Below are 25,221 nucleotides of genomic sequence, written 5' to 3' on the forward strand. Positions count from 1 at the left end.
AGATCGAGGCTGTCGGCAAGTGACCACGAGCAGCCTCTACTTTGAGCGATGATTCTCGACTTTGCCTGGCCGCGTCCAGATCAGGATTGCGGCGAGGTGGAGTGCGGCTTGGAGGCGATGGCGAGTTTGTCGGTTCGGGTGGCCAGGCCGCGCCACTGCTTGAGGCGGTTGATGCAGCGTTCGACGGTGTTCCGTTGCTTATAGGTCTCGCGGTCGAAGCCGGGTGGGCGCCCACCGTGACGGCCTCGCCGTTGGCGGTGGCCGATCTGGTCGGACGGCTGCGGGATGACCGCGCGGATTCCCCGGCGCCGCAGATGGGCCCGGATGGCGCGTGAGGAGTAGGCGCGGTCAGCCAGAACAGTGTTGGGCCTGGTTCGGGGCCTGCCCGGACCGGTGCGGGGCACGCGGATACGGTCCATCACCGTCTCGAAGGCAGGCGCGTCACCGGCCTGGCCTGCGGTGACGGTGAAGGCCAGGGGCCGGGCCCGGCCGTCGGATGCCAAGTGGACCTTGGTGCTCAGGCCTCCGCGGGAGCGTCCCAGTGCGTGATCGACTGGCTCCCGGCGTCCCGCCGCCCCTTTTTGAGTGCTCCGGCCGCGTGCTGATGGGCCCGGACGACGGTTGAGTCGACCGACACGGTCCAGTCGATGTCGTCGGCAGCGTCCGCCGCGGCCAGGACCGAGGCCAGGATCCGTTCCCAGGTGCCGTCGACGGCCCACCTGACCAGCCGTTTGTGAGCGGTCTGGAACGGACCGAGCTCGCCTGGCAGGTCACGCCAGGGCGAGTTGGTGCGGTACTTCCAGGCGATGGCTTCCAGGGTGCGACGGTGGTCGGCCCACCGTCGTCCACGGACCGGATCGGCCGGCATCAGCGGCTCGATCCGGTCCCACATCGCATCAGTGATCACTAATCGGACAGACACATCCGATCAACTGACCAACCGACCAAAGAGACACGCGCTAGACGACTCTCAGCATGAGCAGTGGCGGGGCTTGCAGCCCGAGGTGCGGGGAGCCCGTGCCGGGGCTTCCCGGACCGGGCGAACCGCTGGGGCTTCGAGTCGAAGCCGTGGGCACGGAGGACCGGGGCGGCGCCGTCGCGGCAATGGCGAGGTATCGCCGCCCGATACAAAAAGACCGCCCAGTCACAACTCCTAGGCACTGTTTCTCGGATCTCCTGACGGGAGTGGGGTGTTGGGGTCAGGCTGTCCGTATGGGGCGTGGGGATCTGACGAACGCAGAGTGGGACCGGCTGGAGTCGTTCTTGCCTCCTGGCGGTGCCCGTGGGGGCCGGTGGAGTGATCACCGCCGGGTGATCAACGGGGTGCTCTACCGGGTCCGGACGGGCGTGCAGTGGAGGGATCTGCCGGAGCGGTTCGGGCCGTGGGAGACGGTCTATAAACGTCATCGCCGCTGGTCAGCTGATGGAACGTGGACGATGTTGTTGTCTCGGATCCAGGCGGCCGAGGACGCCGCGGGCCGGATCGACTGGGACGTGTCGGTGGACTCGACAGCAGTGCGGGCCCACCAGCACGCCGCCGGCGCGAGGAAGACACCGGCGGCCGCCGATCCTCAAAAGGGGAACGTTCGGGGGACGAATCAGGTCGATCCGGTGTTGCGGAAACTGGTGATCCGACTCGGGGAAGTGGTCAGATCGGCGAGTGTCTGGGACGCTCCCGCGGCGGATTCACCACCAAGATCCACCTCGCCGCGGACGGGCGATGCCGGCCTCTCGCCCTCGTCCTGACACCGGGGCACTACGGTGACGGGCCCCAGTTCGAGCGGGTGATGGAGCAGGTCTCCGTACCCCGTACCGGAGTCGGCCGGCCCCGCACTCGACCGGACTACGTCCTGGCGGACAAGGCCTACACATCGCGGAAGAACCGCCGCTACCTGCGACGACGCGGAATCCGGCACACCATCCCCGAACGTCTCGACCAGCAAAGACACCGCAAGAACCGCGGGTCTCGAGGCGGCCGGCCCACCGGCTTCGACAGCGAGCGATACAAAAAACGCAACACCGTCGAACGAGCCATCAACCGGCTCAAGGGTTTCCGCGCCGTCGCCACCCGATACGAGAAACGCGCCTACATCTACCTCGGCACCGTCACCCTCGCAGCCCTCATCATCTGGCTCCGCACATGATCCAAGAAACAGTGCCTAGTGGCGAACGTGCCGGGCAGCAGTACCGTCAGGGACCCAGCGGCACCGCCGCCCGGGTGATAACGCAGTGTCACTGCACCGGATATGTGCTTACGGCGAGCCGCTCGCCGCCTCCCAGGCGACCCCGATGACCGGGTGGTCCGTCGGCGCCTGTGGGGCCGGGCGGCCGGTGGCCGCCGCGAAGAGGGCCCACTGGCCGACCGTGACCGGGGTGCGGGCGATCCGGAACGCCGGGACGTGGATCTCCGCGCGCGGGGCTTCCTTCATGTACCACTCCACCGGCACCCCGGTGCCCGCATAGCGGCGGGCCACTCCCGCCACCTCGTCGACCGGCGTACCCCGACGCAGCAACCCGGCCGGTACCTCGACCCAGTTCACCTGCTCCATCCGCATGGCTCCTCCTCGGCTCGAACGGAACAACCCTCATGATCGCCTCCATGGTCGGAGCCGGCATCGGCCGATGGCCCCATCTCTACAGCGACCTTGGAACCAGGACATCGGGCCACGGACCGGCCGTGCTCCGGCATGGGGAGCGGTGCACGTTCGCGTGTACCAGGCTGAGCACTTACTTTCATGTGTACGCCGACACCTGCCAGCACTCGAAGGAAGGAGCGTTGACCGCGCGGTAGGGGGATCAGCGCGGGTCGGTACGGTCCCCGGCATGCGCGATCGTTTTCACATCACCGTCCGATTCCGGGCCGGAGGCCCGGCAGTCGAGGGTCAGTGGGAGGACGAGGCCGCAGCGTTGCGCAAGTTCCGCTCGTGGGTGGGCAGGCGCGGCAGCACCGACGGCGTGGTCATCACCCTGTGGCGGGAGACGGAGGGCGCGCGTACGGACATGCGGACATGGATGCCGCGTACCGGGGAAACCGTGCATCGCCAGCAGTAACGCGCCTCTTGCCCACCGGTACCTGCGCCGCTATTCCGGAATTGACTCCGGACGCTCGCGGAATCTGGTCGGTAAATGTGGCGCACCACTGACCGCGCCACTATGCGGGGGGATACCGGCAAAATATGTCGATGACACAGTGGATTCAATTCTGTGGGATGCTGGGTGCGCGGTCTTTGCGCCGCCCAGATGTGAGACGGGGCCCGCAGCGCTGCGAACGCCGAAGGCCCCGGCCGCGCTCTACGCGGGGTTCCGGACCTGCTCAGTACCAAGGAGCAGGTCCGGCTCACAGGTTGAGGATGAACTCCCTGAACGTGCGAGTCACGTAGTAGCCAGCTGTCGACACCGGGGCCAGCCACTGGCGGATGCGGCGGAACCTACGCCGTTTCCTCCTGCATGCTGCGCACGATGTCGCCGTCTCGTCGGGCGTGTCCACCAGCACCTCCGTCCGTTCCTTCCGGAACCTCCCGGGGGGAGATTTCCGGCTGAGTGCGCGGACGGGGAGTTTTGCGAACCACCCAGGGAAAACAACAGCCCCTTCTCGTGGGTCATTTCGGCGCTGCCGAAGAGGACGCTGCCCTTCCGGCGCTAATTGGGCACATGCCTAACAAGAAACCCTAGAGGATGATCATGCTTTGAATCGGGGTGAAGTGGCCCTTTATGGGAATTATCGGGGCACCTCGGATTTTGCAAAAGATCTCCTTGTGGTCACGCCCGGGTCGCGCCGCGGTAGTCGCCTGCGGGCATGGCGGAGTCGAGCGGGACGACCTCGACCTGGCGGCCTGTGCGGGGTGCGTGGAGGACTTGGCCGGAGCCCGCGTAGAGGCCGACGTGGTAGATGAACCCATCCCGGCGGACCCAGAAGAGCAGGTCGCCCGGACGGAGTTCACCGCGGGAGACGGGCCGGTGTGCCGTGGCCTGGTACTGCGCGGCGGCGGTGCGGGGGAGTTGGGTGTGGGGCCAGTAGGCGTACTGGACCAAGCTGCTGCAGTCGAACCCGACGGTGGAGGAGACCGCGCACCGGCCGCGGAGGAAGCCGTTGCCGTCGTCGCAGAAGCCCCGGCCGGGCCCGGCCGGTCCGCCGCCTCCGTAGGCGTACGGGGTGCCGATCCGAGCGGCCGCCCGCCGCAGTGCCTGTGAGCCGGCGCCGCCGACGTTCAGCAGGGGCGCGCCCTTGTAGTCCTTCATCAGGTTCATGATGTTGATGACGTACCAGTAGGTCTGGCCCTTGGTGAAGGACTTGGGCGGGACGCCGCCGTAGTCGAGGACGGCGCCCCAGCCGGCGTTGTAGCCCGCGAGCGCGAGGCGGCGGACGTCGTCACCGAGGCCGGCCGGACTCCTTGGCGTCTTGGAGCAGGGACCACATGTAGCGGCCCTGGGCGATCACGGCGTCGCCGACGTCGAACGGATCGGCGCGCCCGTTGCCGTCGGCGTCGTTTCGGTACTTCGCCCACGTCCCGTCCACGAACTGCTGGCGTCGGCCGGCATCGATGGCACGGTGCGCAGATGCGTTGCGTACTGAGCGCAGACAGGCCGCGGATGGACGGGAGTTGGCCGACACCTCGCTATCCCGGCGGCCCGCCGACCGCCAACTATGGGCGTGTACACATCACCGTGGAGCGGGGGGCTTCGTGGCGGGTATACAGCCGCGTACACAGACGGTCAGCGTCCGCGCGCGAGACGGTTTCGAGTCGTGGGCAGGCATGGTCGGCGACCTCGTGATGCCGGTCTCCATCACCAGCCCGCACGTCGAGCAGTTCCGCGGCAGGGCGACGACGCTCGACCTCACCCACACCGACCTGTCCGGGTTCGCCTCCTCACCGACGTCCGCCTGGCGCGGTGCGGGGCACATCCGGCGCGCGGACCCGGAGAACTACTTCCTCTTCCTCGTCCACGGCAGCCCGGTCGGCCTGGAGCAGAACCGCAGCAACGCCCTGCTCCGCGCAGGTGACATGACGCTCTTCGACTCCTCACACCCATTGAACTGCGAGTTCCTCGACGAGGGCCGGCTCTCCCGGGTCTCCCTGTTTCGGGTGCCCCGGAGCACCCTGCCTCTGCCCCAGGACCACGCCGACCGGCTCCTCGGCACCCGGCTCGCCACCGGCACCGCCTCGGGCACGCTGCTCGCCTCGTACCTGACCGGGCTGCGCACCCATGCCGAGCGCTCCGACTCCACCGAGCTGTCCCGCCTCGGCTCCGTTGGCCTCGATCTGTGCGCCGCCTATCTCGCTGTGCAGTCCGGCGGCCCCGGCGCTCTGCCAGCCGAGACCCGCCGCCAGGCCCTGCTGGCCCGGATCCGGGCCTTCGTCGACCACAACCTGCCCGACCCGCGGCTCGGCCCGGACACCATCGCCTGTTCACTCCGACGCGGCAGCCCTCCACCTATCTGCCCGAATGGCATGTTTATCGGTCTGGCGTTCCTGGCCGGCATGGCACTGATCAAGTACCCAGCTCTGGTTCCCCCCGGCCCTGCGTGCGCTCGCCAACACTGCGGCCTGTTCGTCGCGGTCGCGCAGCATGCGCATGACGGTCGCAGGGGCCGGGTGCTGGCCGCGCTTCTTGCCGGTGCGGATGACCAGGTGAGAAGCGATCTCGCGGCATCGTGCCAGGTGCGGCCGGGCGGTGCTGGTGTCGACGCGGACGGGCATGGTCCGGCTTCTGGTCGTGCTGGTCAGCGGTACAGGTCCTCGTTGAGCCGGCGGTGCAGCAGCAGGAGGGCTTCGGTGTCGCCGACATCGGCCAACTGGTGCAGCAGGGTACGGATTGCTGGGTCGTCGCCAGCGCGCACGGCCTCCACGATGCGCTCGATCAGCCGGGAAGCCTCGCAGGGTGCGGGTGCCGGACCGGGCGGGGCAACCATGGCCGTCCGGTCCGGCAGCAGCAGGGGGTGTAGCCCCAAGGGGGCTGGTGGGCGTCACCGGTTCAACGCTCCTGCTCGGGCTCGGTCACCCTGTGGGCGGCCAGGGCAGCCGCGGCGATCTGCGGTTCGATCGGGACGCCGAACTCGTACAGGCCGATCTCCAGTACGTCGTCCGTGGTCGCCTCCGAGGTCCGCTTGAGGGCGAGCGAGGCGGCGCCGCGGGCCAGGGCCTGCTCGCGGCCCGGGGCATCAGGATCTCGGAGTGCGGACAGCACGGTCCGCCACAGGTTGGTCATCGCTCCGTACCTTCTTCTCCGGGTTCGGCGTGCTCCTGGTCCAGCTCGTCGGCGCCGTCCTCGATGTCGCCGCCGTACGGCCCGAAGGGTCCACTCTCGCCAGCGGTGCCGGCGCCCTGGACGAGGGCGGCCCCCTTCATGCGGTGCGGGTGCGGGATCACCGGACGCTGCCTTCGAGCTGGCCGGGGATGCGGGACGTCCGCAGTTCCTTGAGGCCGGGGATGTGGTTGTAGAGCGTGCCCACCGAGACGCCGAGCAGGGCCACGATGGTCTCGATGCTGTTCTCCGGGTTGGGCAGCATGTCGCGGGCGGCGCGCAGCAGCTTGTCGTTGACTACGGTGGGCCGGCCGCCAACCCGGCCGCGGGCCCGCGCGGCGGCCAGGCCCTCGTTGGTGCCCTGCACGATCAGCTCCCGGATGAACTCCGCGAGCGCGGCGAACACGTGGAAGATCAGACGGCGGCCTGCAGCGTCGTCCCGTCGACAGCCATCAGCCGCAAGCCCCGCCAGAGCGCCCTGGGCGTCCGCTCGTCCGCCACCGCTGCCCCGGCATGAAGCAGCAGCTCACGCAGCACCTCCACCCCGAGGTTCTGGCGAGCACGGAAGACTGCCGCTTTGTCCGGCACCCGCCAGGCACCCCACCCGTCCTCACGCCGCACCGCCTCGGCCAGCGTCCGAAGAACCTCTCGGTACGGCTCGCCGGAGAACAACGCTCGCGCGAGCACGAAGTACACCATCAACCTCGGCGGCAGCAGCCGAATCCGCACTTCACGGGTCCGGAACTTCGCCAACGCCGCGTCCACCAGCTCCGGCGGATATACCTCCGTCAGGTCCCCCAACCCGATCCGGTCCACCAACCGAGCGGTCATCAGACACCACCCCCTGGTATCTGTTGAACCGCCAAATCACCCCAAAGTCAACGGCATTGACGATAAACGACAAGCTGAGTGCTGCCGTCCCAGTCCGGTTTGAGGGTCACGCCAGGCCGTCAGGCCTCGGGGGATGATGTTGTGGGCGCCGATCCGGCGCCACACGATAGGCTGGGCCCCGCAGCGCAGCTCCCGGGGCCGTACGACCACGTCGCGCGCCCGTCCGGCGCCCAGGCGCGTTCGTACACGCCGGGAGCGACCCGCGCGCCCTTCACACGCAAGCCCGGCCGGAAGGGCCGGCCGGTGCGGAGGTCAGGCGCGAAGGACTCCAGGACGACGCGGCGGAAGCGCCGGCGCTGGGCGGGGGTGAGGCGCTGAAGCCCAGCGCCACGCGGGAGATCGAACCATGTACCGGCAGAGATCCCGTCGCTGCATCCTTGGTTCCCGCTGAGACTTCAAACTGGGGGGCGTGGATGTGGTCAGTAGTGTCGTCGGGCGGGGTGCCCGCGAGGGAACGCTTCGAGTGGTTCTCCGATCTGATTTCGCGTGAGGTGATGCCCTCTGTGCTCAGCAGCGAGCGGCCCGCCGACTTCCAGGCCGAGGCTGCCGCACTGGACCTGGGAGAACTCCGTCTGGCGCGGTTCGCCTTTTCGCCCCTGCGTTCACGGCGCACAGCCGCGATGATCCGGCGCGGCGACCCCGAGCAGTATCAGCTGGCGCTGATGAGGCAGGGCGTCACGTCGTTGTCCCAGCACAGGAACGAGTGCACTGCCGGAACCAATGACTTCCTGGTGTGGGACACCTCGCGGCCCCAAGAGGCTGAGCTGACCGGTGGTGGCCCAGTACAGGTGGTCGTCCTCCAAATCCCCAGGGACGTTCTGCCGTTGCGCAGCCAACGCCTCGACCAACTGCTCGCCCGCCGCATACAGGGCGGTCGCGGCATGGCAGCAATCCTGGCCTCCTTCCTGACGGCCCTGGAAGACCACGGCCCCCAGTGCACACCAGAGGAGCTGCGTCATCTCGGCACGGTCGCCCTCGACCTTGCAGCCGCTTGCCTGGCCCAGCACCTGGACTCTGAGGAGCATCTTCCCGCCGAAGTCCGCGCACAGGCCCTGTTGCAGCGGATCTACGGCTTCATCGAGCACAACCTCGGCGACCCGGAGCTGACCCCTTCCACCATCGCCGCCCGCCACAACATCTCGGTGCGTAGTCTCCACCAGCTCTTCAAAGGCCACGAGGAGAGCGTCCACGTCCGGATCCGTCGGCGCCGCCTGGAGCAGTGCCGCTCCGACCTCGGCCGCCCCGATCTCGGTGCCCACCCGGTGCACACCATCGCCGCCCGCTGGGGCTTCAGCGGCCCGGTGGTCTTCAGCCGCTCGTTCCGCGAGGCGTACGGAATCAGCCCCACCGAGTTCCGCGCGCTGAGCGTTAAGGGATCCCGCGCTGACGGTTCAGCGCTGTGATCAACTCCTGCCTAGATTCGGTGACGTCCTAACAACCTTGCCGAAACACATGGAGTTGCCGTGAAGAAGAAAATCGTTCAGGCGGTCATGACGGCTACCGCGGTAGCCGCCCTCGGGCTGATCGGTGCCGCCCCGGCGAGCGCCGCGTCCGCTTCCTGCTCGACCTCGGGCGGGACGCTTTGCACCAGCTCCCCCATCCCGGCCAATGGCAACCACCAGGTCTGTTTCGGCGGGAAGCACAACGCTCTGGCCTCTTGGGGGCGCGCCGAACTCTGGGACGGCGACACCGGGGTGATGGTCGGCTCCATCGCGACCAACGGCTTCCGCTGGCAGCAAGCGTGCACGGGTGGACTGTACGGGCAGCACTACTACTTGAAGGGCACGGGTGGGTTCTTTTACGGCGAAGTCTGGAACTGACCTGACCCTCGGCCGGTCCGGTCAGGCCGCCGTACCGAATGCGTAGGCGCCTTCCGCCGCAGCAGCTGTGCCACCGGCCCACGACCGGTGGCACGGCTGCCCGGCCCGCGGCGCAGCTCCCGGCCGTACGACCACGTCGCGCGCCCGTCCGGCGCCCAGGTGAGTTCGTAGACGCCCGGAGCACAGCGGACGCCCTTGATTGCAAGCCCGGCCGGAAGGGCTGGCCGGTGCGGAGGTCAGGCGCGAAGGACTCCAGGACGACGCGGCGGAAGCGCCGGCGCTGGGCGGGGTGAGGTGCCGAAGGCCGGCGGTGAAGCGGGGGAGCGTCTCGACGGTCGGCACGAAGTCTCCTCCGGGAAGCACGAAGCCCCCGGTGCTGGAGGGCGGGGTTCGGAAGGGCGTGTGCGGTGAACTCGGGTCACCGGTGTGCTTGGTCGTGCTCGATTGCGTTCGGTGTGGTGAGTCACCGGTGAGTGCGGCCCGGCGGGCGCTGAGTGGTGCGTGGATTGGTGAGTTACCGGGGTGCGGGAGTTGGGACCGGAGAGCGATGACATTCGCTGCCGGGGCTGGCGCCGCTTCCCGCCTGGCGGGCTAGATCTCCGCCAGCCCTTTCCTTGCAGGTCGGGGCGGTGTGGCGTGGTCTGCATGGTGGACGCGAAGATCATTACGGCTGGGCAGATGTACCGGTACTACACGCGCGAGACTGTCGTCGGTGACGGGCGCCGCCGTAGGCGGACGCCGCTGAGGCAGGCTCAGGAAGAGGCTGGTGTCCCGGTCGGGCGCTGGATGGGCCTCGGGCTCGGCGCTCTCGGGCTGGTGGCGGGTGAGGAGGTCACCGAGGAGCAGCTGCGCAACCTCTTCGGTGAGGGAGGCCGACACCCGGACGCGGAGCGGCTCGTGGACGAACGGCTTGCCATGGGTGACTCCCCGAAGATGGCGCGGCGGGCCGGGGCGCTGGGGCGGCGGGTGAAGGTCGTCGGCTTCGACTTCGTCTTCCGGCCGCAGCCGACGATCTACCTCTTGTGGGCCCTGGGGGATGAGGGGACCCGGCTGGCGATCGAGGCCGCGCACGAGCGCGCGATCGAGCGGGTGCTGGAGTGGATCGAGGACCACGTCGCAGTGATCCGGTCCGGCAAGGACGGCGTCTACCGGGTGCGGCCGCCCGGCGGTCGGGTCGCAGCCCCCTGTTCGGAGGCCCGTGTCGGATGCTCACGCGGGAGGAAGACGTGGACGCGCATGCTCTGCGTCGCCAGGGCTGGACGATCTCGGCGATCGCCCGGCATCTGAGGCGTGATCGCAAGACGATCCGCGCGTATCTAAAGGGCGAGGTGGAAGCCGGCCAGCGCCGTCAGGCGCCGGATGGGTTCGTGTCGTTCTTGGACTATTGCCGTCAGCGGCTGGCCGACGATCCGCATCTTTGGGCGAGCGCACTGTTCGACGAGGTCGTCGAACTGGGATATCGGGGCGGGTACTCGACCTTCACGCGGGCTCTTCGCCGCTACGACGCGCGGCCGCACTGCGATCCGTGCCAGCCCTGCGGTGCCGGGCGATCACAGCCCGTCCCGCGGTGGAGATGTTCAGGAAGTCCTCGCCGAGGCGGTTGCCTGGAACGGGCCGCGGCGGAGGACAGGGCGTCCTTCCAGGCGGTGTTCTCGCCGAGGCGAGCCAAGTGCGCGGCGAGGAGGACTCCGAATAGTCCATCGGCACCTTCCGCCTCCCGGGCAGGTGGCTGCCTGCAGCGGCGCCGCACGGGGTACGGACATAAACGCAAACGCAGCCCTCGCGGAGCCCACCTGCCGGAGCCGCACTTGCACGCATGATCAAGGAAGTCCGCACGCTGGGTAAATCTACGAGGTCCAGTGGGCCCCTAGGCTGCCAGAGTCTTACCCCGAGCACCTGACGCGCCAGGACTCCAACAACCGTGGGACCGCCCCGGGCAACGGAGCATCGGGCATCACTGCACTCTTTTGAGGTCTGCATGCGCGAGCAGCAACATCGAGATTCCTAGGAAGAACTTTGATAGGGAACACCGTTGCCAAGTCCGGCTTCATCGTCGGATCGGCCATCCGCAACCTCGCCATCGCCGCTGCGTCGGTCGTTGTAGCTGCCTCGGGCCTCATTGCCGGGGCAGGTCAGGCCAGCGCCTCTGAGTCGACCGTCAGCGGCTGGAACACCGCCTCGGCACCCGTCCGCTGTAGCGTGAACATCCAACGCAAGGACGTCTGCCTCTACTACTCCCCGGGTGCAGAGGGTGCGATGTGGTGGACCTCTTTCAGCTACGACGCGGCGATCGATGGGACCTTCTCGGATGACGGGTACGGGTCGGCCGGTGCGGGGCAGCAGGTGCGCAACAACGCGGCGTCCGCGGAGAACTCGACGGCGTGCCGACTGGGAATCTGGGTCTATCCCAACTACGTCGGCGACGTCAACTGGGTCCCTGCGTACCGAGGCGGCAACCTCACCTCCAACCTCCGCAACAACGAGGCCTCGATCGGTTATTACGACCCGGTGAACTGCCCCGGCGTCGGCGTTGACGCTCTCCGATAGTCCGTGACATCGGGGCCGTCCGCCGACACGAGGCGGTGGACGGCCCCGATGACCACCTTGGCCGCTTTGAGGATTTCCATGTTCCCCACAAGGTTTCACCGCATGGCTGCAGTCGGCGTATGCGCACTGTCCATGGCAAGCGGCTGCACGTCACCCTCCACATCAGCGCAGAAGCCGCCCATAGTCATGTCCGCATCGCCTGCGGCACCGCTGGAGAGCCTGCATCTGCCCATCGAGACCTACATGCCTACGCCCATGCAGTCAGCACAGCTGGACTGGGTGAACAGGGCCGCCATCCGGTCCTGCATGGTGCGCTTCGGACTCGACTACCCGGTCCCGGCCAAGCCGGCCACGGACAGCAGCGTGATCACGTCCGCCTACTCCGTGCTCTACCGCCGCTATGGCGTCACCGACCTGGACACCGTTTCGCAATGGGGATACCACCTTCGGCGCCAGACCGGGACCACAGCGCCCACTGGCGAGCCTCAGCGACTCGGCGACATGTCCCCGGAGACCCTGATCGTTTTGACCGGTACCGACCCCACCACCCAGGCTCCGGCGACCATGTACAAGGGTCAACCGGTACCCAAGAACGGCTGCCTCACCGAACTTGAGCGGGTCATGACGGCGCGACGATGGCAGGCAGCCGGCCTGGTCAACGAAATCAAGGCCAAGAGCTTCACCGACTCAGTGGCGGATGGCCGCGTGACCGCCATCTTCCAGAAGTGGTCGAACTGTATGAAGCTCAGAGGCTACGAGCTGACCGACCCTCTGCACGCAGCCTCCGCGCCGTCCGTGAGCGCTGCCGAGCCGAGCGGCGCGGAGATCGCTCAGGCCAAGGCAGATGTCGCGTGCAAGCAGGAGACGAACCTGGTCGGTGTGTGGTTCGCGGCGGAGTCGTCATACCAGCAGGCCGCCATCGCCGAGCACTCAAAGGAGCTCACGGAGATAAAGGCTGCCCTCGATGCACAAGTCGCCGAAGTCAAGATCCTTGTGGGAAAGTTTCAAGGGTGAACTGAGGGACCGTCCGGCCCTTCTACTGCGGGACGATCAAAGTGGTGCCCAGGTTGGCACCGTCCGCGACCAGCGTCGTCCTGGCCGCCGAGGCTGGCAGGTCAGACTCCCGCCAGACGTGGGCGTCGGCATTGTTCTCGGGCGCCGGCCGGGCCGAGGCAACGACCAGCGGGGTGTCGGCGTCGATGGCGACCTGCACGTTTACCGAGGCGGTAGTTACGCCTCGAGGCACCGACGGTGCGGTCACAGACCTGGACCAGTGTTCCGTCCACGATCCACAACCGCTCGACATCCGCGACGGTCCGCGGCGCCGGCTTCATCGTCGGCAACGGCCGGAGCCGCTGGATGACCCGGCAGGCGGAGAAGCCAGCCCCACCGAACAAGCTGACCGCGGACCGAGTGTGGCGGGGGTTCAGGAACCTGCGCGCGAGGACGGGCCCCCAGCCGGTGCACCGAAACCGACTCGCCCCGGTCCCGGACGACCACCTGGCTCCAAGAACCGCCACCCGGCTACCCGTCACGACGTAGGCCGAGTACTCGCCACTGGCGAGGCATACAGCCGCCCCGCCCGCCACAAGAAGGGGACGAAGCCGCGACGCACGGACTGAGCTGCAAGTCAGGTGCCACGGCGCGATCGTCTCTGGCACAAGCTGTTCCGGTCCACCACGCCCGATATCCCCGGACCCTTGAGAGCGGACAGCGCAAGATCCTTGTAGGCGGACAGGACAGCTCCCTCTCTGCGGACAGCTGATCTCCCTCTCCGTGGACCCATTCGTGTCGGTTCCGAACAGACGATCCCCCCGGCGGTTGGCTCAGTGCTGCCTGGCATTGAGACCAATCCACCGGAGGGACGTTGAAGAAGTCTGACAGGGAGATCATGGAAATCTTCGAGGCCCTGGACGCCACCGAGTGCGCGCATTCGGCGGCTGTGCTGGCGGGGGTCGATCCGAAGACCGTGCGGAGGTACGCACGGATGAGGGACACCGGTCGGCCGGTCACCGGCCCGGTCCAGCGGCCGAAGATGATCGACCCGTTCATGCCGAAGATCGAGGAATGGGTCGAACGCTCCGAGGGCAGGGTCCGCGCGGACAAGCTCCACGAGCGCCTGGTCCTGCTGGGGTTCACCGGCGACGAGCGCACGACCCGGCGGGCGGTGGCCCGGGCGAAGGCGGCCTGGCGGGCCGGCAAACAGCGGACTTACCGGCCCTGGATCACCGAGCCGGGGCTGTGGCTGCAGTTCGACTGGGGCTGGGGGCCGAAGGTTCCCGGCCCGGGCGGCGGCGAGCCGCGGGTGACGCTGCTGTTCTGCGCTTGGCTGGCCTGGTCGCGGTTCCGGGTGGTGATCCCGACCTGGGACCGGACCCTGCCGACCCTGGTGGCCTGCATCGATTCCACTTTGCGGGCGATCGGCGGGGCTCCGACGTATGCGCTGACGGACAACGAGAAGACGGTGACGATCGACCGGGTCGCCGGCGTCGCGGTCCGTCACCCCGAAGTCGTCGCGACCGGACGGCATTACGGGATGCAGGTCCATACATGTGTCCCGTTCGACCCCGAGTCGAAGGGCGGGTCGGAGGCGACGGTCCGGATCGCGAAGGCGGACCTGGTGCCGACGACGGCGAATCTGCGCAAGGAGTACGACAGCTTCGCCGAACTCCGCGGCGAGTGCGCGATCTTCTGCCAGATGGTGAACAACCGGATCCACCGCGAGACCGGCAGAACCCCCGCCTCGATGCTCGACATCGAGCGGACCCGCCTGCATCCGCTGCCCGTCGAACCCCACACTCTCGCGCTCGGCGAGTCCCGCCAGGTGCTGCGGGACCAGACGGTCCGCTTCGGGTCGGTCCGGTATTCGACCCCGGCCGGTCTGGTCGGGCAGGAAGCCTGGGTCCGCGTCGACGGCGACGAGCTGGTGGTCGTGACCGATCTGGCCCGTCTCGTCCGCCGGCCCGAGTGGCTGCAAGGACCCGCCGGGCTCGCGGAGGTCGCCCGGCACCAGATCGCTCTGCCCGGACGGCCGGTCATCGACCCCGCCCACTATCCGAACCATCCGCAGGAGATGGACGGTTCGCCCAAGCCTCCTCGGCCGAAGCCCGTCGACGACGCTGAGACCGCCTTCCTGGCGCTCGGGCCAGGGGCGAAGTCGTGGCTGATCGAGGCCGCGGCGGCCGGAACGACCCGGATGCGGGTGAAGATGGCCGCCGCCGTCGAGCTCGCCGCCCTGGTCGGCGTCGCCGAGGTCGATATCTCCCTCGGTCTGGCGGCGACCGCGGGCCGGTTCGCCGAGGACGACCTGTTGTCGATCGTCACCCACCGCAAGTCCGGCGTCCGTCCCGCTGACCTCGTCGTCGCGGACGAGGCCCACTCCGTTCAGCCCGGCACTTCCGCATGGGCTGACTTCGGCCGCACCAACAGCGGCCCCGCCGAAAGGAATCTGCGTCCATGACCGGCATCGCGTTGCTGGACCCGACGACCGAACCGGCCGCCGAGGCCCTGGCTCCCGCACCCACCCCGCTGCCTTCCCCACCGGCCCCACCGCCGATCCCGGCCGAGCTGGAGAACGTGCTGAAGCGGATGCGGTTCCCCTATCTCCGCAAGGCCGCCCCGTCGGTGCTGGCCACGGCCCGTTCGCAACGCTGGGACCCGGCCGAGGTCGTGCGGATCCTACTGGAAGAAGAGATCAAGGGCCGTGAGGCGGCCACCCGTCGCAGCCACCGCAAGCAGGCCAACCTGCCCACCGGCAAGACGTTCGACTCCTGGCGCGAGGAGGACTCCTCCATCCCGGCCCCGACCCAGCAGGCGTTGATGACGCTGGAGTGGATCGGCCGTTCTGAGAACCTCGCCATCGCCGGCCCGTCGGGCACCGGCAAGAGCCACTTCGCCGAGGCCCTGGCCCACAAGGCCATCGACCGGGGCATGCAAGTCGCCTGGTTCAGTCTCGAATCGCTCACGGCCCACGTCGGGCGGGCCACCGTCGACAACACCGTCGCCAAGGCGATCGCGAAGATCACCAGGGCTCACCTGATCATCCTCGACGACATCGGGATGCTGCCATCCGGCCAGGCGGCCGCCGAGGCGTTCTACCGGGTCATCGACGCAGCCTACGAACGGCGTTCGGTGATCGTGACCTCGAACCTCCACCCCTCGGGCTTCGACACGATCATGCCCAAGACGCTCGCCACGGCCGCGGTCGACCGGCTCCTGCACCACGCGCACATCGTCCTGACCGAAGGCACCAGCCTCCGGCTCACCCAGGCAACCACGGGCAGAGGCGTCAAGCCACTGAGCTGACCCAGCCGAGGCGCGATCGCGTCATTCGTCGACGTCTTCCGCGTCTCCACACGCGGGGCAGTCGCGTTCGTCAATGGACCCCTCGACGACCAGGCATCCGCAAAAGTCGCAAGGGCGCACGGGCTCAACGGCAGGAAGCCCAGAAGACGGCGGCTGGTCATCGCTCATGGAGTCAGAATGCCAGCTGGCGCTCAGCCACACGAGGGACGAAAAGTCACACCGCAGAGGGAGATCAGGTGTCCGCCCGCAGGGAAGTCAGATGTCCACCCAGAAGGACGCGGCCATGTCCGTGGACAACCCTCACCGATCACCAGGGGCGCTGCCGACCTGACGGTCGGCAGCCCCTCAAACACGCTCATGCTCCCCACCTTCCCCAGACGCTCCAAACCTGGAACAAGTGAGGAAGAGAAGCAGGTCTGGCCGTTTTTCAAGGAGTCTCATCACCTTGGCCCCGCCCGTGAGTAGTTCGCCACCGTGATCCGGGCGCGGGGCCATGGTTGACGGGGGGTCCCGTTTCGGGTCCTCTTTGGAGTCTCGTTCCGGGTTCCCTTTGAGGTCCCGTTTCGCGTCCCTGGCTGCGTAGGTTTCAAGCGGGTTCTGGCACAGATCTTGGGGAGCCGTCGCGGACGGTAACGGTGTCGTTCGATTCCAGCGAAGGGACACGAGGCCGGGTCCGTCAGCGTTCACGCATCCTGGTCCACCACCAGCCGTCCATTGCCCACTCGATGTAGTTGGGCTCCGGCAAGGTGCGGCGCTCGAATTCCTCATCGATGCGCGTGATCAGTCGATCCAAGTCCCGTTTGGCTCCGGGAGGAAGGTGCAGCATCGCCCGCTCCAGATCGTCACGAGCGTCCTCCACCTCTATCCCAGGCGAACAAGCCTCGGAGGCGTTCAGGTAGCGGCCAGGTTGCTTGAAGGCCCACTCGAAGCGAGAGAGCGCATTCGCGACCGCGTTGGGCCACATCTCCTGGTCTTCGACCTGGCGGATCGCTGCACGAGTCCGCGCGGAGACACCGCGGACCCTCAGGACCGGATACTGCCATCGTGGCCGCCACCGCTCTGCACGGACGGCCTTGGGACGCCTACGCGGCATCGCCCTTTCGGATCAACATGAGGCCATCCTGCCACGGCTGGTGTCACTGGAGCAGGATCATCTTGCGGAGCAGTCCGAATCCGGCTCGGCCGTAGAGCTGCCTTTTGATCTTCTTGATGCGGTTGACGGCGCCCTCGATGCTGCCGGAGCTCCAGTCGAGAGTGAGCCCGGCTGTCACGGCGTCGAGGTCTCGGAGCAGATGGAGCGCGAAGCCGGTGAGACCGGGTAGCTGGCTGGTGTCGACTGCATCGATCCAGGTGGGAAGCGTGGATCCGAGGCGGTCGGTGAGTATCTCGCCGAAGTCGCGAACATGTCCGGTTGCCGTGTCCAGTTCGGGGCAGCGTGCGAGGACCTCCTTCAGGCCGGCCCGGTCCTCCTCGGCCAGGGTCGCGGGGTGACGGGTGATCCAGCCGGTCACCTGCCGCACCGTCGGCGGCCGGGGCGGCGCCTCGGATGGAGCCCCGCGCAAAGTGGCGATGTGCGCGCGGACCATGCCGTAGGTGACAGGAGCGAGCTCAGCAACCAATTCGTCGTGCAGTCGGGTGACGCTGGTGCATCCTGCGGCGAATCGCCGCTCCAGGTAGGGCTTGTAGGGGTCCAGTCTGCTGGGCCGGGGCCGGTTGTCGCGGAGGGTGTCCTGCCAACGTGCGGCGTTCGCGTACCGGAGCACGGTGTTGAGGCCCCAGCCCAGGTGCCGGGCGATCGCCCGGCGTGAGTGACCTTGGGCGAGGAGCTCGTGGACGAGGGCATGTGCTGCTTTCTTCCGCTCGGCCCGCCGGCCGACGGGCGCCGAGTCGTCCCGCGGCCGACCGGGGTCTGGACGGGTCGCGCCTGGCAGCGTGCCGGTGGGCGATGGGTTGCGCAGGCAGTCGCGGTGGGCGGCGACACAGGTCTCAACGGCTCGGCCGAGGCCCTGCCACAGATGGAACCGGTCTGCGACCTGCAGAGCGTCGGGGGCACCGCGGCGGGCGCCCTCGGCGTAGGCGCCGGCTCGGTCCCGGCAAATGATCTCCACGCCTGGGTGCTGGATTAGCCAGGCGGCCAGTGGCCCGGCTTCGCGGGTCGGGAGTACATCGACCACGCGATGGTCTTCGACGCTGGTCAAGACGGTGGAGTAGGTCTGGCCTCGACGGATCGCAAAATCGTCCACACCCAGCACACGCGGCGTGCTGAACGTGGGATCGGGCAATGCCATGACCCTGCGTAACAAGGTCATCCTTCCCGCGCCGAAGCCAAGCTGGGCAGCCAGCCGACTCCGGCCCGCCCGGCCAGCGCGAGCCCCACTCGCTCCAGGACGTGGTTGAGCCGTGTCGTGAACCGTGCGTGCGGTGCGGCCAGCCGGGAGAACGGCTCGGCGAACGTCCGGCGCGGGCAGTCCGCCGCTCCGCAGATGAAGCGCCGGACCGTCAGCCGGATCACGAAGCCCTGCTCAGCGAGCGGAAGGTCCTTCAGCCTGCGCTGGTATCGGTCGTGGACTCGTTCCGAGAAGCGGCCGCAGTCCGGACATGCAGAGCCGGCCGCGCGGCCTCTCGCCACCACCTCGACCGTGCCGAACGCGGCCGTCACCGCCTCGATATCCACTTCGTCGATCCCGGCGAACACCAGCGAGTCCCAGAACGGTGCATCGGTCTGCATGACCAGCACCATCACCGTCCACAACCGACCGCAGCAGCCGTCGGCAGACACCTGAGGGAGCGTCAATTCTGATCGTCGGACGACAAGGCGTACGCGGTCTCACGCGAACCCGTCTCCTCACAATCGAACATCAAGGTAACGCTCTGCGACGACTCCCCAAGATCTGTGCCAGAACCGAGAAGGGTTCTGGCACAGATCTTGGGGAGTGGTCACAGATGGTGACAGTGTCGTTCGATGGAAAACGGGAGTCATGAGCCCGGATGCTTGACTGCAACGTGGTCACCAAGTCGCGGTCGTCGAGTGTCTGGGCGCCTACGGTGCCGTGTGCCCCTGCGCTATTCGGGGTGAAGAACGCAGTGGATCCCGGTCAGGCTTTCGTTCAGCTCGTGAGCTCCCAGGGCGACGCGTTCGTCAGGATCCCGCGTCAGCTCCTCGCAGAGCCGCATCGCGTCGTCGCGGTCGCTGGCGTAGATGGCAAATGCATCGTGGACCGCGGTGTGGATCCAATCGCCATGGTTCGGGCTGGCGACTGCCAGCGCGGACGCGACAATCAGCAGTCCGGCCCTGTCCTGCCGTCGAAGCAAGGCTTCTGCGGTCACCCGTGTGACAAAGGTGTCTTCGCGGTCGAGCACCAGCTCCAGCAGCGGATCGACAGCCTCCTCCATCTCGGCAAAGCTCGCCAGACCGCGACCGGCGTCCGCCCGGTCCCCAGAGTCGCTGCTTCGCCCGAGCTCGCCGAGGGCCACGACAGCAGCACGCCGCAGGGCACTGTTCACCAGCTTGCCCACCCTTCCGCAGATTTCGGCAAAAGTAGCACCACGGTCCCCGCGGCCGATCGGGGGCCTCCACGGCGACTGCCCACCGCCAGTGGGGGAAACTCACCCGGCCCACGGGAAACGACCTCCAACCGGCTCCGTACTCACTGGTCAGCCCCACTCACGAACCCCCGAGTGGGCACCCTGTCGGGATCTGGGCGACCGGCTTCGAAGGCGTCGACCAGCGGCAGAGCCACACCTCTGCGAGGAGCTACTGAAGCAAGATCATTTTTCGGAGCAGTTCAAATCCGGCTCGACCGTAGAGCTGTCGCTTGATCTTCTTGATCCGGTTCACGGCGCCCTCGATGCTGCCCGAGCTCCAGTCCAGGGTGAGCCCGGCTGTTACAGCGTCAAGGTCCCGGAGCAGGTGGAGTGCGAAGCCCCTGAGCCCGGGCAGCTGGCTGGCCTCGACCGTGTCGATCCAGGTGAGAAGTGTGGCGCCGAGGCGGCCGGTGAGTATCTCGCCGAAGGCGCGGACATGCCCGGCGGCCGTGTCCAGTTCGGGGCAGCGTGCCAGGACATCCTTGAGGCCGGCGCGGTCGTCCTCGCTCAGCGCGGTGGGGTGTCGGGTGAGCCAGCCGGTCACCTGGCGCACCGTCGGGGGCCGGGGCGGTGCGTCGGCCGGAGCCCCGCGGAGGGTGGCGATGTGGGCGCGGACCATTTGGTAAGTGACGGGTGCGTTGTCGGCGACGAGTTCATTGTGGAGGTGGGTGACGCTGGTGCATCCCGCGGCGAATCGGCGCTCCGGGTAGGGCTTGTAGGGGTCGAGCCTGCTGGGTCGGGGCCGGTTGTCGCGGATGGTGTCCTGCCAGCGTGCGGCGTTCGCGTACCGGAGCACGGTGTTGAGGCCCCAGCCCAGGTGCCGGGCAATCGCCCGACGTGAGTGACCTTGAGCAAGAAGCTTGTGGACCAGGGCATGTGCTGCCTTCTTCCGCTCGGCCCGCCGGCCGGCTGGTACCGAGTCGTCCTGCGGCCGACCGGAAGCCAGTCGGGTGGCCTCCGGCAGCATGCCGCTGGGCGAAGGATTGCTCAGACAGTCGCGATGGGCGGCGACGCAGGTCTCCACGGCCCGGCCGAGGCCCTGCCACAGATGGAACCGGTCGGCGACCTGCAGAGCGTCGGGGGCACCGCGCCGGGCGCCTTCGGCGTAGGCGCCCGCCCGGTCCCGGCAGATGATCTCCACGCCTGGGTGACGGACCAGCCACACGGCCAGCGGCCCGGCCTCACGCGTCGGGAGCACATCGACCACGCGATGGTCTTCGACGCTGGTCAAGACGGTGGAGTAGGTCTGGCCGCGACGGATCGCGAAATCGTCCACGCCCAGCACACGCGGAGTCTGAACTGCGGATCAGGCAGTGCCATGACCCTGCGTAACAAGGTCATCCGTCCCGCGCCGAACCCCAGCTGGGGAGCCAGCCGAGCGCCTGCCCGCCCGGCCAGCGCGAGCCCCACTCGCTCCAGGGCGCGGTTGAGCCGAGTCGTGAACCTTGCGTGCGGGGCGGCCAGCCGGGAGAACGGCTCGGCGAACGTCCGGCGCGGGCAGTCCGCCGTTCCGCAGATGAAGCGCCGGACCGTCAGCCGGATCTCAAAGCCCTGCTCAGCGAGCGGAAGGTCCTTCAGCTTGCGCTGGTAACGGTCGTGGACCCGGTACGAGAAGCGACCGCAGTCCGGACATGCAGCCCCGGCGGCACGACCTCTCGCCACCACCTCGACCATGCCGAACGCGGCCGTAGCCGTCTCGACATCCACATCGTCGATCCCGTTGAACACCAGCGAGTCCCAGAACGGTGCATCGGTCTGCATGAACAGCACCATCGCCATCCACAACCGCCCGCAGCAGCGGCTGGCAGACACCTGAGGGAGCGTCAATTCTGGCCGTTGGACGACAAGGCGTACGCCGTCTCACACGAACCCGCCTCCTAACAATCGAACATCGAGGTCACCCTCCGCGACCGCTCCCCAAGATCTGTGCCAGAACCCGCAACTCGGTTCTGGCCCACATTCCGTGAACGATCTTGAATCGGGCTCCACCACCTCCTGTGAACCTTCAATCTGCGCAGCTCGCGTGGTGCGCACCACCAGCTGACGGAGAGCCAGCAAGATCGCTCACGGAATGTGTGCCAGAACCCGTAACTCGCTGACAAAGCCAGTGCCGTGGAGCGTTTCGTCTGTGTCCATGCGGATCACGGTGCCCCAGTGCTCGGCTGTGATGGGCTGATCGGTGAGGTACCAGGCTGCCGGGTCGCCGCCAGCCTGTTCCACGGCGGTGCGGTTGTCGCACAGCTCGCGCCACAGTGGCCAGTAGAGGATGGACGGGACCGGGGCGACGGATATCCGGACGATGGTTCGGTCCGGGTTGCGTAGGCCGCTGTCGTGTCCGTGGCTGTCGGTGAGCCACATATGCCGGGGCTGGCCGTCCAGGTGGCGTGCCGCCTGGGACGTGGTGTCGATGTAGCCGGACGTGCGGATCTCCTCCCAGGACTCGGTGCTGGTGTAGTGGAAGAGGGTGTTCGGCATGGTCACGACCCCAGTGTGAACCGGTGCTCCAGGCGCCGACGAGGCGACGGCCGACGGGCGTGCGGCAGGTCCACAGTCTGCGGAGGGAACTTGGGCGCCTACCAGCGAAGCTGGAGCAGCTGATGGGCGTTCCTGGGTCTTCACGTCCGTGGGGGAGTGACTGGTCAGGGCCAGGTGCTGACTGCCGCTCTCACTGTCACGTGGTGAGAGATTGAGGCTCGATCCACTGTCTTCGGGTGAGAGATGTGCAGGTCACGTACTGACATGAAAGTGAGAGATCGCATCCACCGTGTACGACACGGCCAACCGGGGTATTCGTACACGCTGTTAACGTGCTGGCATGAACGCTCTTCTCGGACACTTCGACGACGCCCAGCCCGCCCCTGACTGCCTCGACCTGCTGACCCCGCCCGTGGCCGCTGCGGTCCGTACCTTGCAGGGGACCGTCCCCGCCGAGCAGATCAGTTACATCGACTCCGACCCGGCCATCGCCGACACTGGCGCTTTCGTCGAGCGCTACGGCCAGGACCTGCTCGCGCAGTCGGCGAACTGCGTCATTGTCGCGACAAAGCGCGGCGGCGAGTCGGCGCTTGCCGCCTGCCTGGTCCCCTCCGCGGCCCGGGTCGACGTGAACGGGGTGGTTCGTCGCCAACTCGAAGTGCGCAAGGCCTCGTTCGCGGCTATGGATACCGCGGTGGAGCTGACCGGCATGGAGTACGGAGGCATTACACCGATCGGCCTGCCTGCGGACTGGCCGCTGCTTGTGGACTCGGCCGTGGTCGCCTTGCCGTATGTCCTGATCGGCAGTGGCCGTCGCCGCGGCAAGCTCGTCGTACCCGGCCGGCTCTTTGCGGAACTCCCGGGTGCGGTCGTGCTCGACGGTCTCGGCCTTTGAGCGGCGAAACGGCCCGGCTGTCGCCCGTCAGTGAATCTGAGCAGTCGTCATGCTTCTGACCTGGGGTTGTGCAGATTGGTTGAGCGGGTTGGTGGCTGTGTTGGCTCACTGAATCTGCGCAGTTCCCGGGTACGCCAGCTGTCTGACCTGCGGATTTTTGAGCGTGGGGCCTGGTTGCGCAGGTTGGTTGGGTACTGCGCAGTTTCACCTATCGGCGACAACATCGGAAGGGGAACCGGTGCAGGGTCAGGTGTGGGAGATCCCAAAGTCTATCTTGCATCAAATTTTGAATCAGTAGCGCCTGGCCTCACGGCTGGCTTCCGCCAGGCTTGCCTGGCGGTTGTTGTTCATGAGCGGTCTGTGGGAGTTCTTGCTTGGCCTGGTCGGTACAGGGATTTCCGAGAAGCAACGAGCGCCCAGGATTCACCTGGGCGCTGGGCAGTAGCTACTGAGGCAGATCAGTCATAGTAGGTGACGCTGTACCCGCCCTGCGGGTCGTTGGTGGAGAGCATGAACTCCGCCTTGTTGTTGGCTCCGTCGACATAGGCATCGAGGCCCTTGAAGGTGAGGCATCCGCCCTTGCTGGTGACAGTGGAGATCCGGCGGGAGCCGGTGTCGTCGCGCTCCCACAGGGAGTACTTGTGGTAGGAGGTCCGGCTCGAGACGCACGCCAGGAAGTTGCCGCCGGTCGAGTAGACGTAGCCGGTGAACCACTCGCCCAAGTTGGTATCGCGGTATCTGAACGTGCTGGCACCGACGTAGTCCCACCCGCTGGAGAGTGGTGCGTTAAGCAGGATGACTTCGGACGGGTCGTAGGCGTCGACGGTGATGGTGGAGCTGTCGGGGGTGAGCTCCTCCGCGTGTGCGGTGCCGGTCAGGCCGGCTGCTGCGAGTACTGCGGTGATGGCGGCGGTGGTGCCTATTCGGCGCGTGAAGCTCATGCGTGTTTTCCCTGGTGGTGTGGCCAATGGGGTGTCCGACCCTACCCCATCCACGGGGGTAGTGATCTTGCTAGGGGTTCGGCCCAACTTCTGTGGAGATCAACTGTTTTGGCTCGGGCGGTGGTGTCGTGCAGGAGGATGCCGGCGGAGCTGAGGAGCCCCAGGTGAGGTAGGCCGTGGGTACAACCCCAAGGAGTTGCAGATCCCCGTCGTGGCCCTGTCCCAGCTCAACCGCGGATCCGAGCACCGCACGGCCGCGAAGCGGGCTGCTCCTGGAGGCGGAGCCGGAAGGATCGGGGCTGGGGAAGGGAGCGGACCCGCCCAACGGGCCGCGGGCCCGGACCCCGTGAAACGGGGTCAGTTCAGCCTGCGAAGCAGGCCGTTCGGGGTGAAGCGAAGCGGAACCCCGAACCGTCCGGAGCGCAGCGCAGGACTCCGGCCCGAAGGGCCGGCCTTGAGGGCGCGAAGTGATGATCTGTGTTCGTTTGTCAGTGGTGGTTCGGCGTTGAGGTGTCAGTGGTGTCGTCTGGGGTTGTCCCTGGTCAGTGGTCTCTGAGTCCGGGTTTGCCACTGACAGTGGTTGCCGTCTTTGTACTGACGTTTTTGACGTTCTGCCTGGTCACTTTGGTGACGATCGGTATCACGCCTGGAAGTTTCGTCTCGCCCGTGTCATGATCAATTTCATGACTGTGTTCCGAAAGGCTTATGCCGCGTAGACGGCCCAGCGCACTGCGCGCGCAACGAGTGGTCCCGCGGCAGCTGTACGCAGGCATCAGCGATTGGGGCGGGCGGTTTCCCAAGCGTTGGCGTCTTTCTTCGCAGACTGTTTCCGCGATCTATCGCGAGGAGTACCGGCGCCCGCACGACGGTTGGTGGCCCGGGGCAACCCGAGACGCTCTCGCTGCCTATCGCAGCTTCCTTGCTCTTCCGGGCAGGTACGTGTACCTGCGACTGTCCATCTGCGGTTGTGAGCAGCATGAGTTCCTGGACAACGTTGCGGTGGCCCGGGATCTCCTCGAGGTGGTCGTGCATAGGCTTCCTCCGCGTCCGCGCCGGGAACTGGAGGGGCTGCTGGCACGACTGGATGACGAACTGTGGTGTAGGACCCTCCCAGACCCGTTCGCTTACCGGCAGGCGCATCGCAGGGGTGGCTGGTGGCACTGGCGACTCTATGACGAGACCAGCCACCTGTGACACTCCCCGGGAGCCGCAAGCCAGGAGTCGGCCGAGGCACCCGCGATCTCCTCGCTGCCAGCCGCCCGCGGAGCGGGCTGGTCCTGGAGGCGGAGCCAAAGGACCCGGGTGGGGGAGCGAAGCGGACCCGCCCAACGGGCCGCAAGCCCGGACCCCGTGAAACGGGGTCACCCAAGCCTGCGAAGCAGGCTGTTCGAGGTGGAGCGAAGCGGAACCCCGAACTGTCCGTAGCGAAGCGAAGGACCCCGGCCCGAAGGGCGGCCCTGGCTCGGCGAAGCCGAGCCCCGTCAGCGCAGCGAGGCGGTTCTCTCCTGAGCGCGCAGCG

27 protein-coding genes and 3 pseudogenes are annotated in these 25,221 nt (G+C 67.5%); 10 read left to right on the forward strand and 20 right to left on the reverse strand.

Going from position 1 to position 25,221, the window contains the following annotated elements; all coding sequences use genetic code 11:
* Positions 1-36: 36 nt before the first annotated feature.
* Positions 37-922: pseudogene (locus tag OG625_RS38970) on the reverse strand (IS5 family transposase).
* A 290-nt stretch (positions 923-1,212) separates the two neighbouring features.
* On the opposite strand from OG625_RS38970, the pseudogene OG625_RS38975 reads away from it, so the two are divergent.
* A pseudogene (locus OG625_RS38975) lies at positions 1,213-2,144 on the forward strand (IS5 family transposase).
* A 120-nt stretch (positions 2,145-2,264) separates the two neighbouring features.
* Here the strand turns inward: OG625_RS38975 and OG625_RS38980 are convergent.
* Positions 2,265-2,555, reverse strand: a pseudogene (locus tag OG625_RS38980) (formylglycine-generating enzyme family protein); the annotation flags it as partial.
* Positions 2,556-2,823: 268 nt separating this feature from the next.
* Here OG625_RS38980 and OG625_RS38985 point away from each other — a divergent pair.
* Complete coding sequence (locus OG625_RS38985) at positions 2,824-3,051, forward strand: hypothetical protein (protein ID WP_329375694.1); 228 nt, start codon at positions 2,824-2,826, stop codon at positions 3,049-3,051.
* Positions 3,052-3,759: 708 nt separating this feature from the next.
* Here the strand turns inward: OG625_RS38985 and OG625_RS38990 are convergent.
* The 9 genes from OG625_RS38990 to OG625_RS39030 all read right to left on the reverse strand — a co-directional run bounded on the left by OG625_RS38990 (position 3,760) and on the right by OG625_RS39030 (position 7,074).
* A complete protein-coding gene (locus OG625_RS38990; protein WP_329375693.1) occupies positions 3,760-4,248 on the reverse strand; it encodes a C40 family peptidase in 489 nt (162 codons plus the stop codon).
* Between the two features lie 121 nt (positions 4,249-4,369).
* Positions 4,370-4,516: a hypothetical protein gene (locus tag OG625_RS38995; RefSeq protein WP_329375692.1), complete on the reverse strand. Its 147-nt coding sequence runs from the start codon at positions 4,514-4,516 to the stop codon at positions 4,370-4,372.
* 505 nt (positions 4,517-5,021) lie between these two features.
* Complete coding sequence (locus tag OG625_RS39000; protein WP_329375690.1) at positions 5,022-5,366, reverse strand: hypothetical protein; 345 nt, start codon at positions 5,364-5,366, stop codon at positions 5,022-5,024.
* 42 nt (positions 5,367-5,408) lie between these two features.
* On the reverse strand, positions 5,409-5,699 hold the full coding sequence (locus OG625_RS39005; protein WP_329375688.1) for a hypothetical protein: 291 nt from the start codon (positions 5,697-5,699) through the stop codon (positions 5,409-5,411).
* A 23-nt stretch (positions 5,700-5,722) separates the two neighbouring features.
* Entirely contained in the window at positions 5,723-5,950 is a 228-nt protein-coding gene (locus OG625_RS39010; protein ID WP_329375686.1) for a hypothetical protein, read from the reverse strand.
* A 23-nt stretch (positions 5,951-5,973) separates the two neighbouring features.
* Positions 5,974-6,207: a hypothetical protein gene (locus OG625_RS39015; protein WP_329375684.1), complete on the reverse strand. Its 234-nt coding sequence runs from the start codon at positions 6,205-6,207 to the stop codon at positions 5,974-5,976.
* Complete coding sequence (locus OG625_RS39020; RefSeq protein WP_329375682.1) at positions 6,204-6,368, reverse strand: hypothetical protein; 165 nt, start codon at positions 6,366-6,368, stop codon at positions 6,204-6,206. The genes OG625_RS39015 and OG625_RS39020 overlap by 4 nt, the downstream gene beginning before the upstream one ends.
* Positions 6,365-6,649: a hypothetical protein gene (locus OG625_RS39025; RefSeq protein ID WP_443067651.1), complete on the reverse strand. Its 285-nt coding sequence runs from the start codon at positions 6,647-6,649 to the stop codon at positions 6,365-6,367. Before OG625_RS39025 ends, OG625_RS39020 begins: the two co-directional genes overlap by 4 nt.
* An 8-nt stretch (positions 6,650-6,657) precedes the next feature.
* Entirely contained in the window at positions 6,658-7,074 is a 417-nt protein-coding gene (locus tag OG625_RS39030) for a transposase domain-containing protein (protein WP_329375680.1), read from the reverse strand.
* Between the two features lie 473 nt (positions 7,075-7,547).
* Here OG625_RS39030 and OG625_RS39035 point away from each other — a divergent pair, with 473 nt between their 5' ends.
* The 5 genes from OG625_RS39035 to OG625_RS39055 all read left to right on the forward strand — a co-directional run bounded on the left by OG625_RS39035 (position 7,548) and on the right by OG625_RS39055 (position 12,515).
* Positions 7,548-8,537 carry a helix-turn-helix domain-containing protein gene (locus OG625_RS39035; protein ID WP_443067850.1) on the forward strand — a complete coding sequence of 330 codons (990 nt, stop codon included), beginning with the start codon at positions 7,548-7,550 and terminating at the stop codon, positions 8,535-8,537.
* Positions 8,538-8,597: 60 nt separating this feature from the next.
* The gene (locus OG625_RS39040; RefSeq protein WP_329375676.1) at positions 8,598-8,954 is read left to right on the forward strand and encodes a hypothetical protein; all 357 of its coding nucleotides are present in this window, start codon (positions 8,598-8,600) and stop codon (positions 8,952-8,954) included.
* A 645-nt stretch (positions 8,955-9,599) separates the two neighbouring features.
* Positions 9,600-10,241, forward strand: coding sequence for a relaxase domain-containing protein (locus tag OG625_RS39045; protein ID WP_329375674.1), 642 nt, complete (start codon positions 9,600-9,602; stop codon positions 10,239-10,241).
* A gap of 729 nt (positions 10,242-10,970) precedes the next feature.
* Complete coding sequence (locus OG625_RS39050) at positions 10,971-11,501, forward strand: peptidase inhibitor family I36 protein (protein ID WP_329375672.1); 531 nt, start codon at positions 10,971-10,973, stop codon at positions 11,499-11,501.
* A 102-nt stretch (positions 11,502-11,603) separates the two neighbouring features.
* On the forward strand, positions 11,604-12,515 hold the full coding sequence (locus OG625_RS39055; protein ID WP_329375670.1) for a hypothetical protein: 912 nt from the start codon (positions 11,604-11,606) through the stop codon (positions 12,513-12,515).
* 22 nt (positions 12,516-12,537) lie between these two features.
* Here the strand turns inward: OG625_RS39055 and OG625_RS39060 are convergent, their stop codons facing one another.
* The gene (locus tag OG625_RS39060) at positions 12,538-12,714 is read right to left on the reverse strand and encodes a hypothetical protein (RefSeq protein ID WP_329375668.1); all 177 of its coding nucleotides are present in this window, start codon (positions 12,712-12,714) and stop codon (positions 12,538-12,540) included.
* A gap of 678 nt (positions 12,715-13,392) precedes the next feature.
* On the opposite strand from OG625_RS39060, the gene istA reads away from it, so the two are divergent.
* On the forward strand, positions 13,393-14,961 hold the full coding sequence (istA, locus tag OG625_RS39070; RefSeq protein WP_329375667.1) for an IS21 family transposase: 1,569 nt from the start codon (positions 13,393-13,395) through the stop codon (positions 14,959-14,961).
* Positions 14,958-15,806: an IS21-like element helper ATPase IstB gene (istB, locus tag OG625_RS39075; RefSeq protein ID WP_329375665.1), complete on the forward strand. Its 849-nt coding sequence runs from the start codon at positions 14,958-14,960 to the stop codon at positions 15,804-15,806. The genes istA and istB overlap by 4 nt, the downstream gene beginning before the upstream one ends.
* Before the next feature lie 676 nt (positions 15,807-16,482).
* Here istB and OG625_RS39080 read toward each other — a convergent pair.
* The 7 genes from OG625_RS39080 to OG625_RS39110 all read right to left on the reverse strand — a co-directional run bounded on the left by OG625_RS39080 (position 16,483) and on the right by OG625_RS39110 (position 21,872).
* A complete protein-coding gene (locus OG625_RS39080) occupies positions 16,483-16,770 on the reverse strand; it encodes a hypothetical protein (protein WP_327286506.1) in 288 nt (95 codons plus the stop codon).
* 172 nt (positions 16,771-16,942) lie between these two features.
* Positions 16,943-18,004, reverse strand: coding sequence for a transposase (locus OG625_RS39085; protein WP_329375662.1), 1,062 nt, complete (start codon positions 18,002-18,004; stop codon positions 16,943-16,945).
* 107 nt (positions 18,005-18,111) lie between these two features.
* Positions 18,112-18,534 (reverse strand): transposase family protein, encoded by a 423-nt coding sequence (locus OG625_RS39090; protein ID WP_329375660.1) that lies wholly within the window; start codon positions 18,532-18,534, stop codon positions 18,112-18,114.
* Between the two features lie 335 nt (positions 18,535-18,869).
* Positions 18,870-19,322 (reverse strand): hypothetical protein, encoded by a 453-nt coding sequence (locus OG625_RS39095; RefSeq protein ID WP_329375658.1) that lies wholly within the window; start codon positions 19,320-19,322, stop codon positions 18,870-18,872.
* Positions 19,323-19,560: 238 nt separating this feature from the next.
* A complete protein-coding gene (locus OG625_RS39100; protein ID WP_329375656.1) occupies positions 19,561-20,622 on the reverse strand; it encodes a transposase in 1,062 nt (353 codons plus the stop codon).
* Complete coding sequence (locus OG625_RS39105; protein ID WP_329375654.1) at positions 20,619-21,203, reverse strand: transposase family protein; 585 nt, start codon at positions 21,201-21,203, stop codon at positions 20,619-20,621. Before OG625_RS39105 ends, OG625_RS39100 begins: the two co-directional genes overlap by 4 nt.
* A gap of 252 nt (positions 21,204-21,455) precedes the next feature.
* Complete coding sequence (locus tag OG625_RS39110) at positions 21,456-21,872, reverse strand: hypothetical protein (protein WP_329375652.1); 417 nt, start codon at positions 21,870-21,872, stop codon at positions 21,456-21,458.
* 334 nt (positions 21,873-22,206) lie between these two features.
* Here OG625_RS39110 and OG625_RS39115 point away from each other — a divergent pair, with 334 nt between their 5' ends.
* The gene (locus tag OG625_RS39115; RefSeq protein ID WP_329375649.1) at positions 22,207-22,761 is read left to right on the forward strand and encodes a YbaK/EbsC family protein; all 555 of its coding nucleotides are present in this window, start codon (positions 22,207-22,209) and stop codon (positions 22,759-22,761) included.
* A gap of 458 nt (positions 22,762-23,219) precedes the next feature.
* On the opposite strand, the gene OG625_RS39120 is transcribed toward OG625_RS39115, so the two are convergent.
* Positions 23,220-23,702, reverse strand: a complete 483-nt coding sequence (locus tag OG625_RS39120) for a hypothetical protein (RefSeq protein ID WP_329375647.1) — start codon at positions 23,700-23,702, stop codon at positions 23,220-23,222.
* Between the last annotated feature and the right edge of the window lie 1,519 nt (positions 23,703-25,221).

It is taken from the genome of Streptomyces sp. NBC_01351 (assembly GCF_036237315.1).
In the GTDB taxonomy this organism is placed as follows: Bacteria; Actinomycetota; Actinomycetes; order Streptomycetales; family Streptomycetaceae; genus Streptomyces.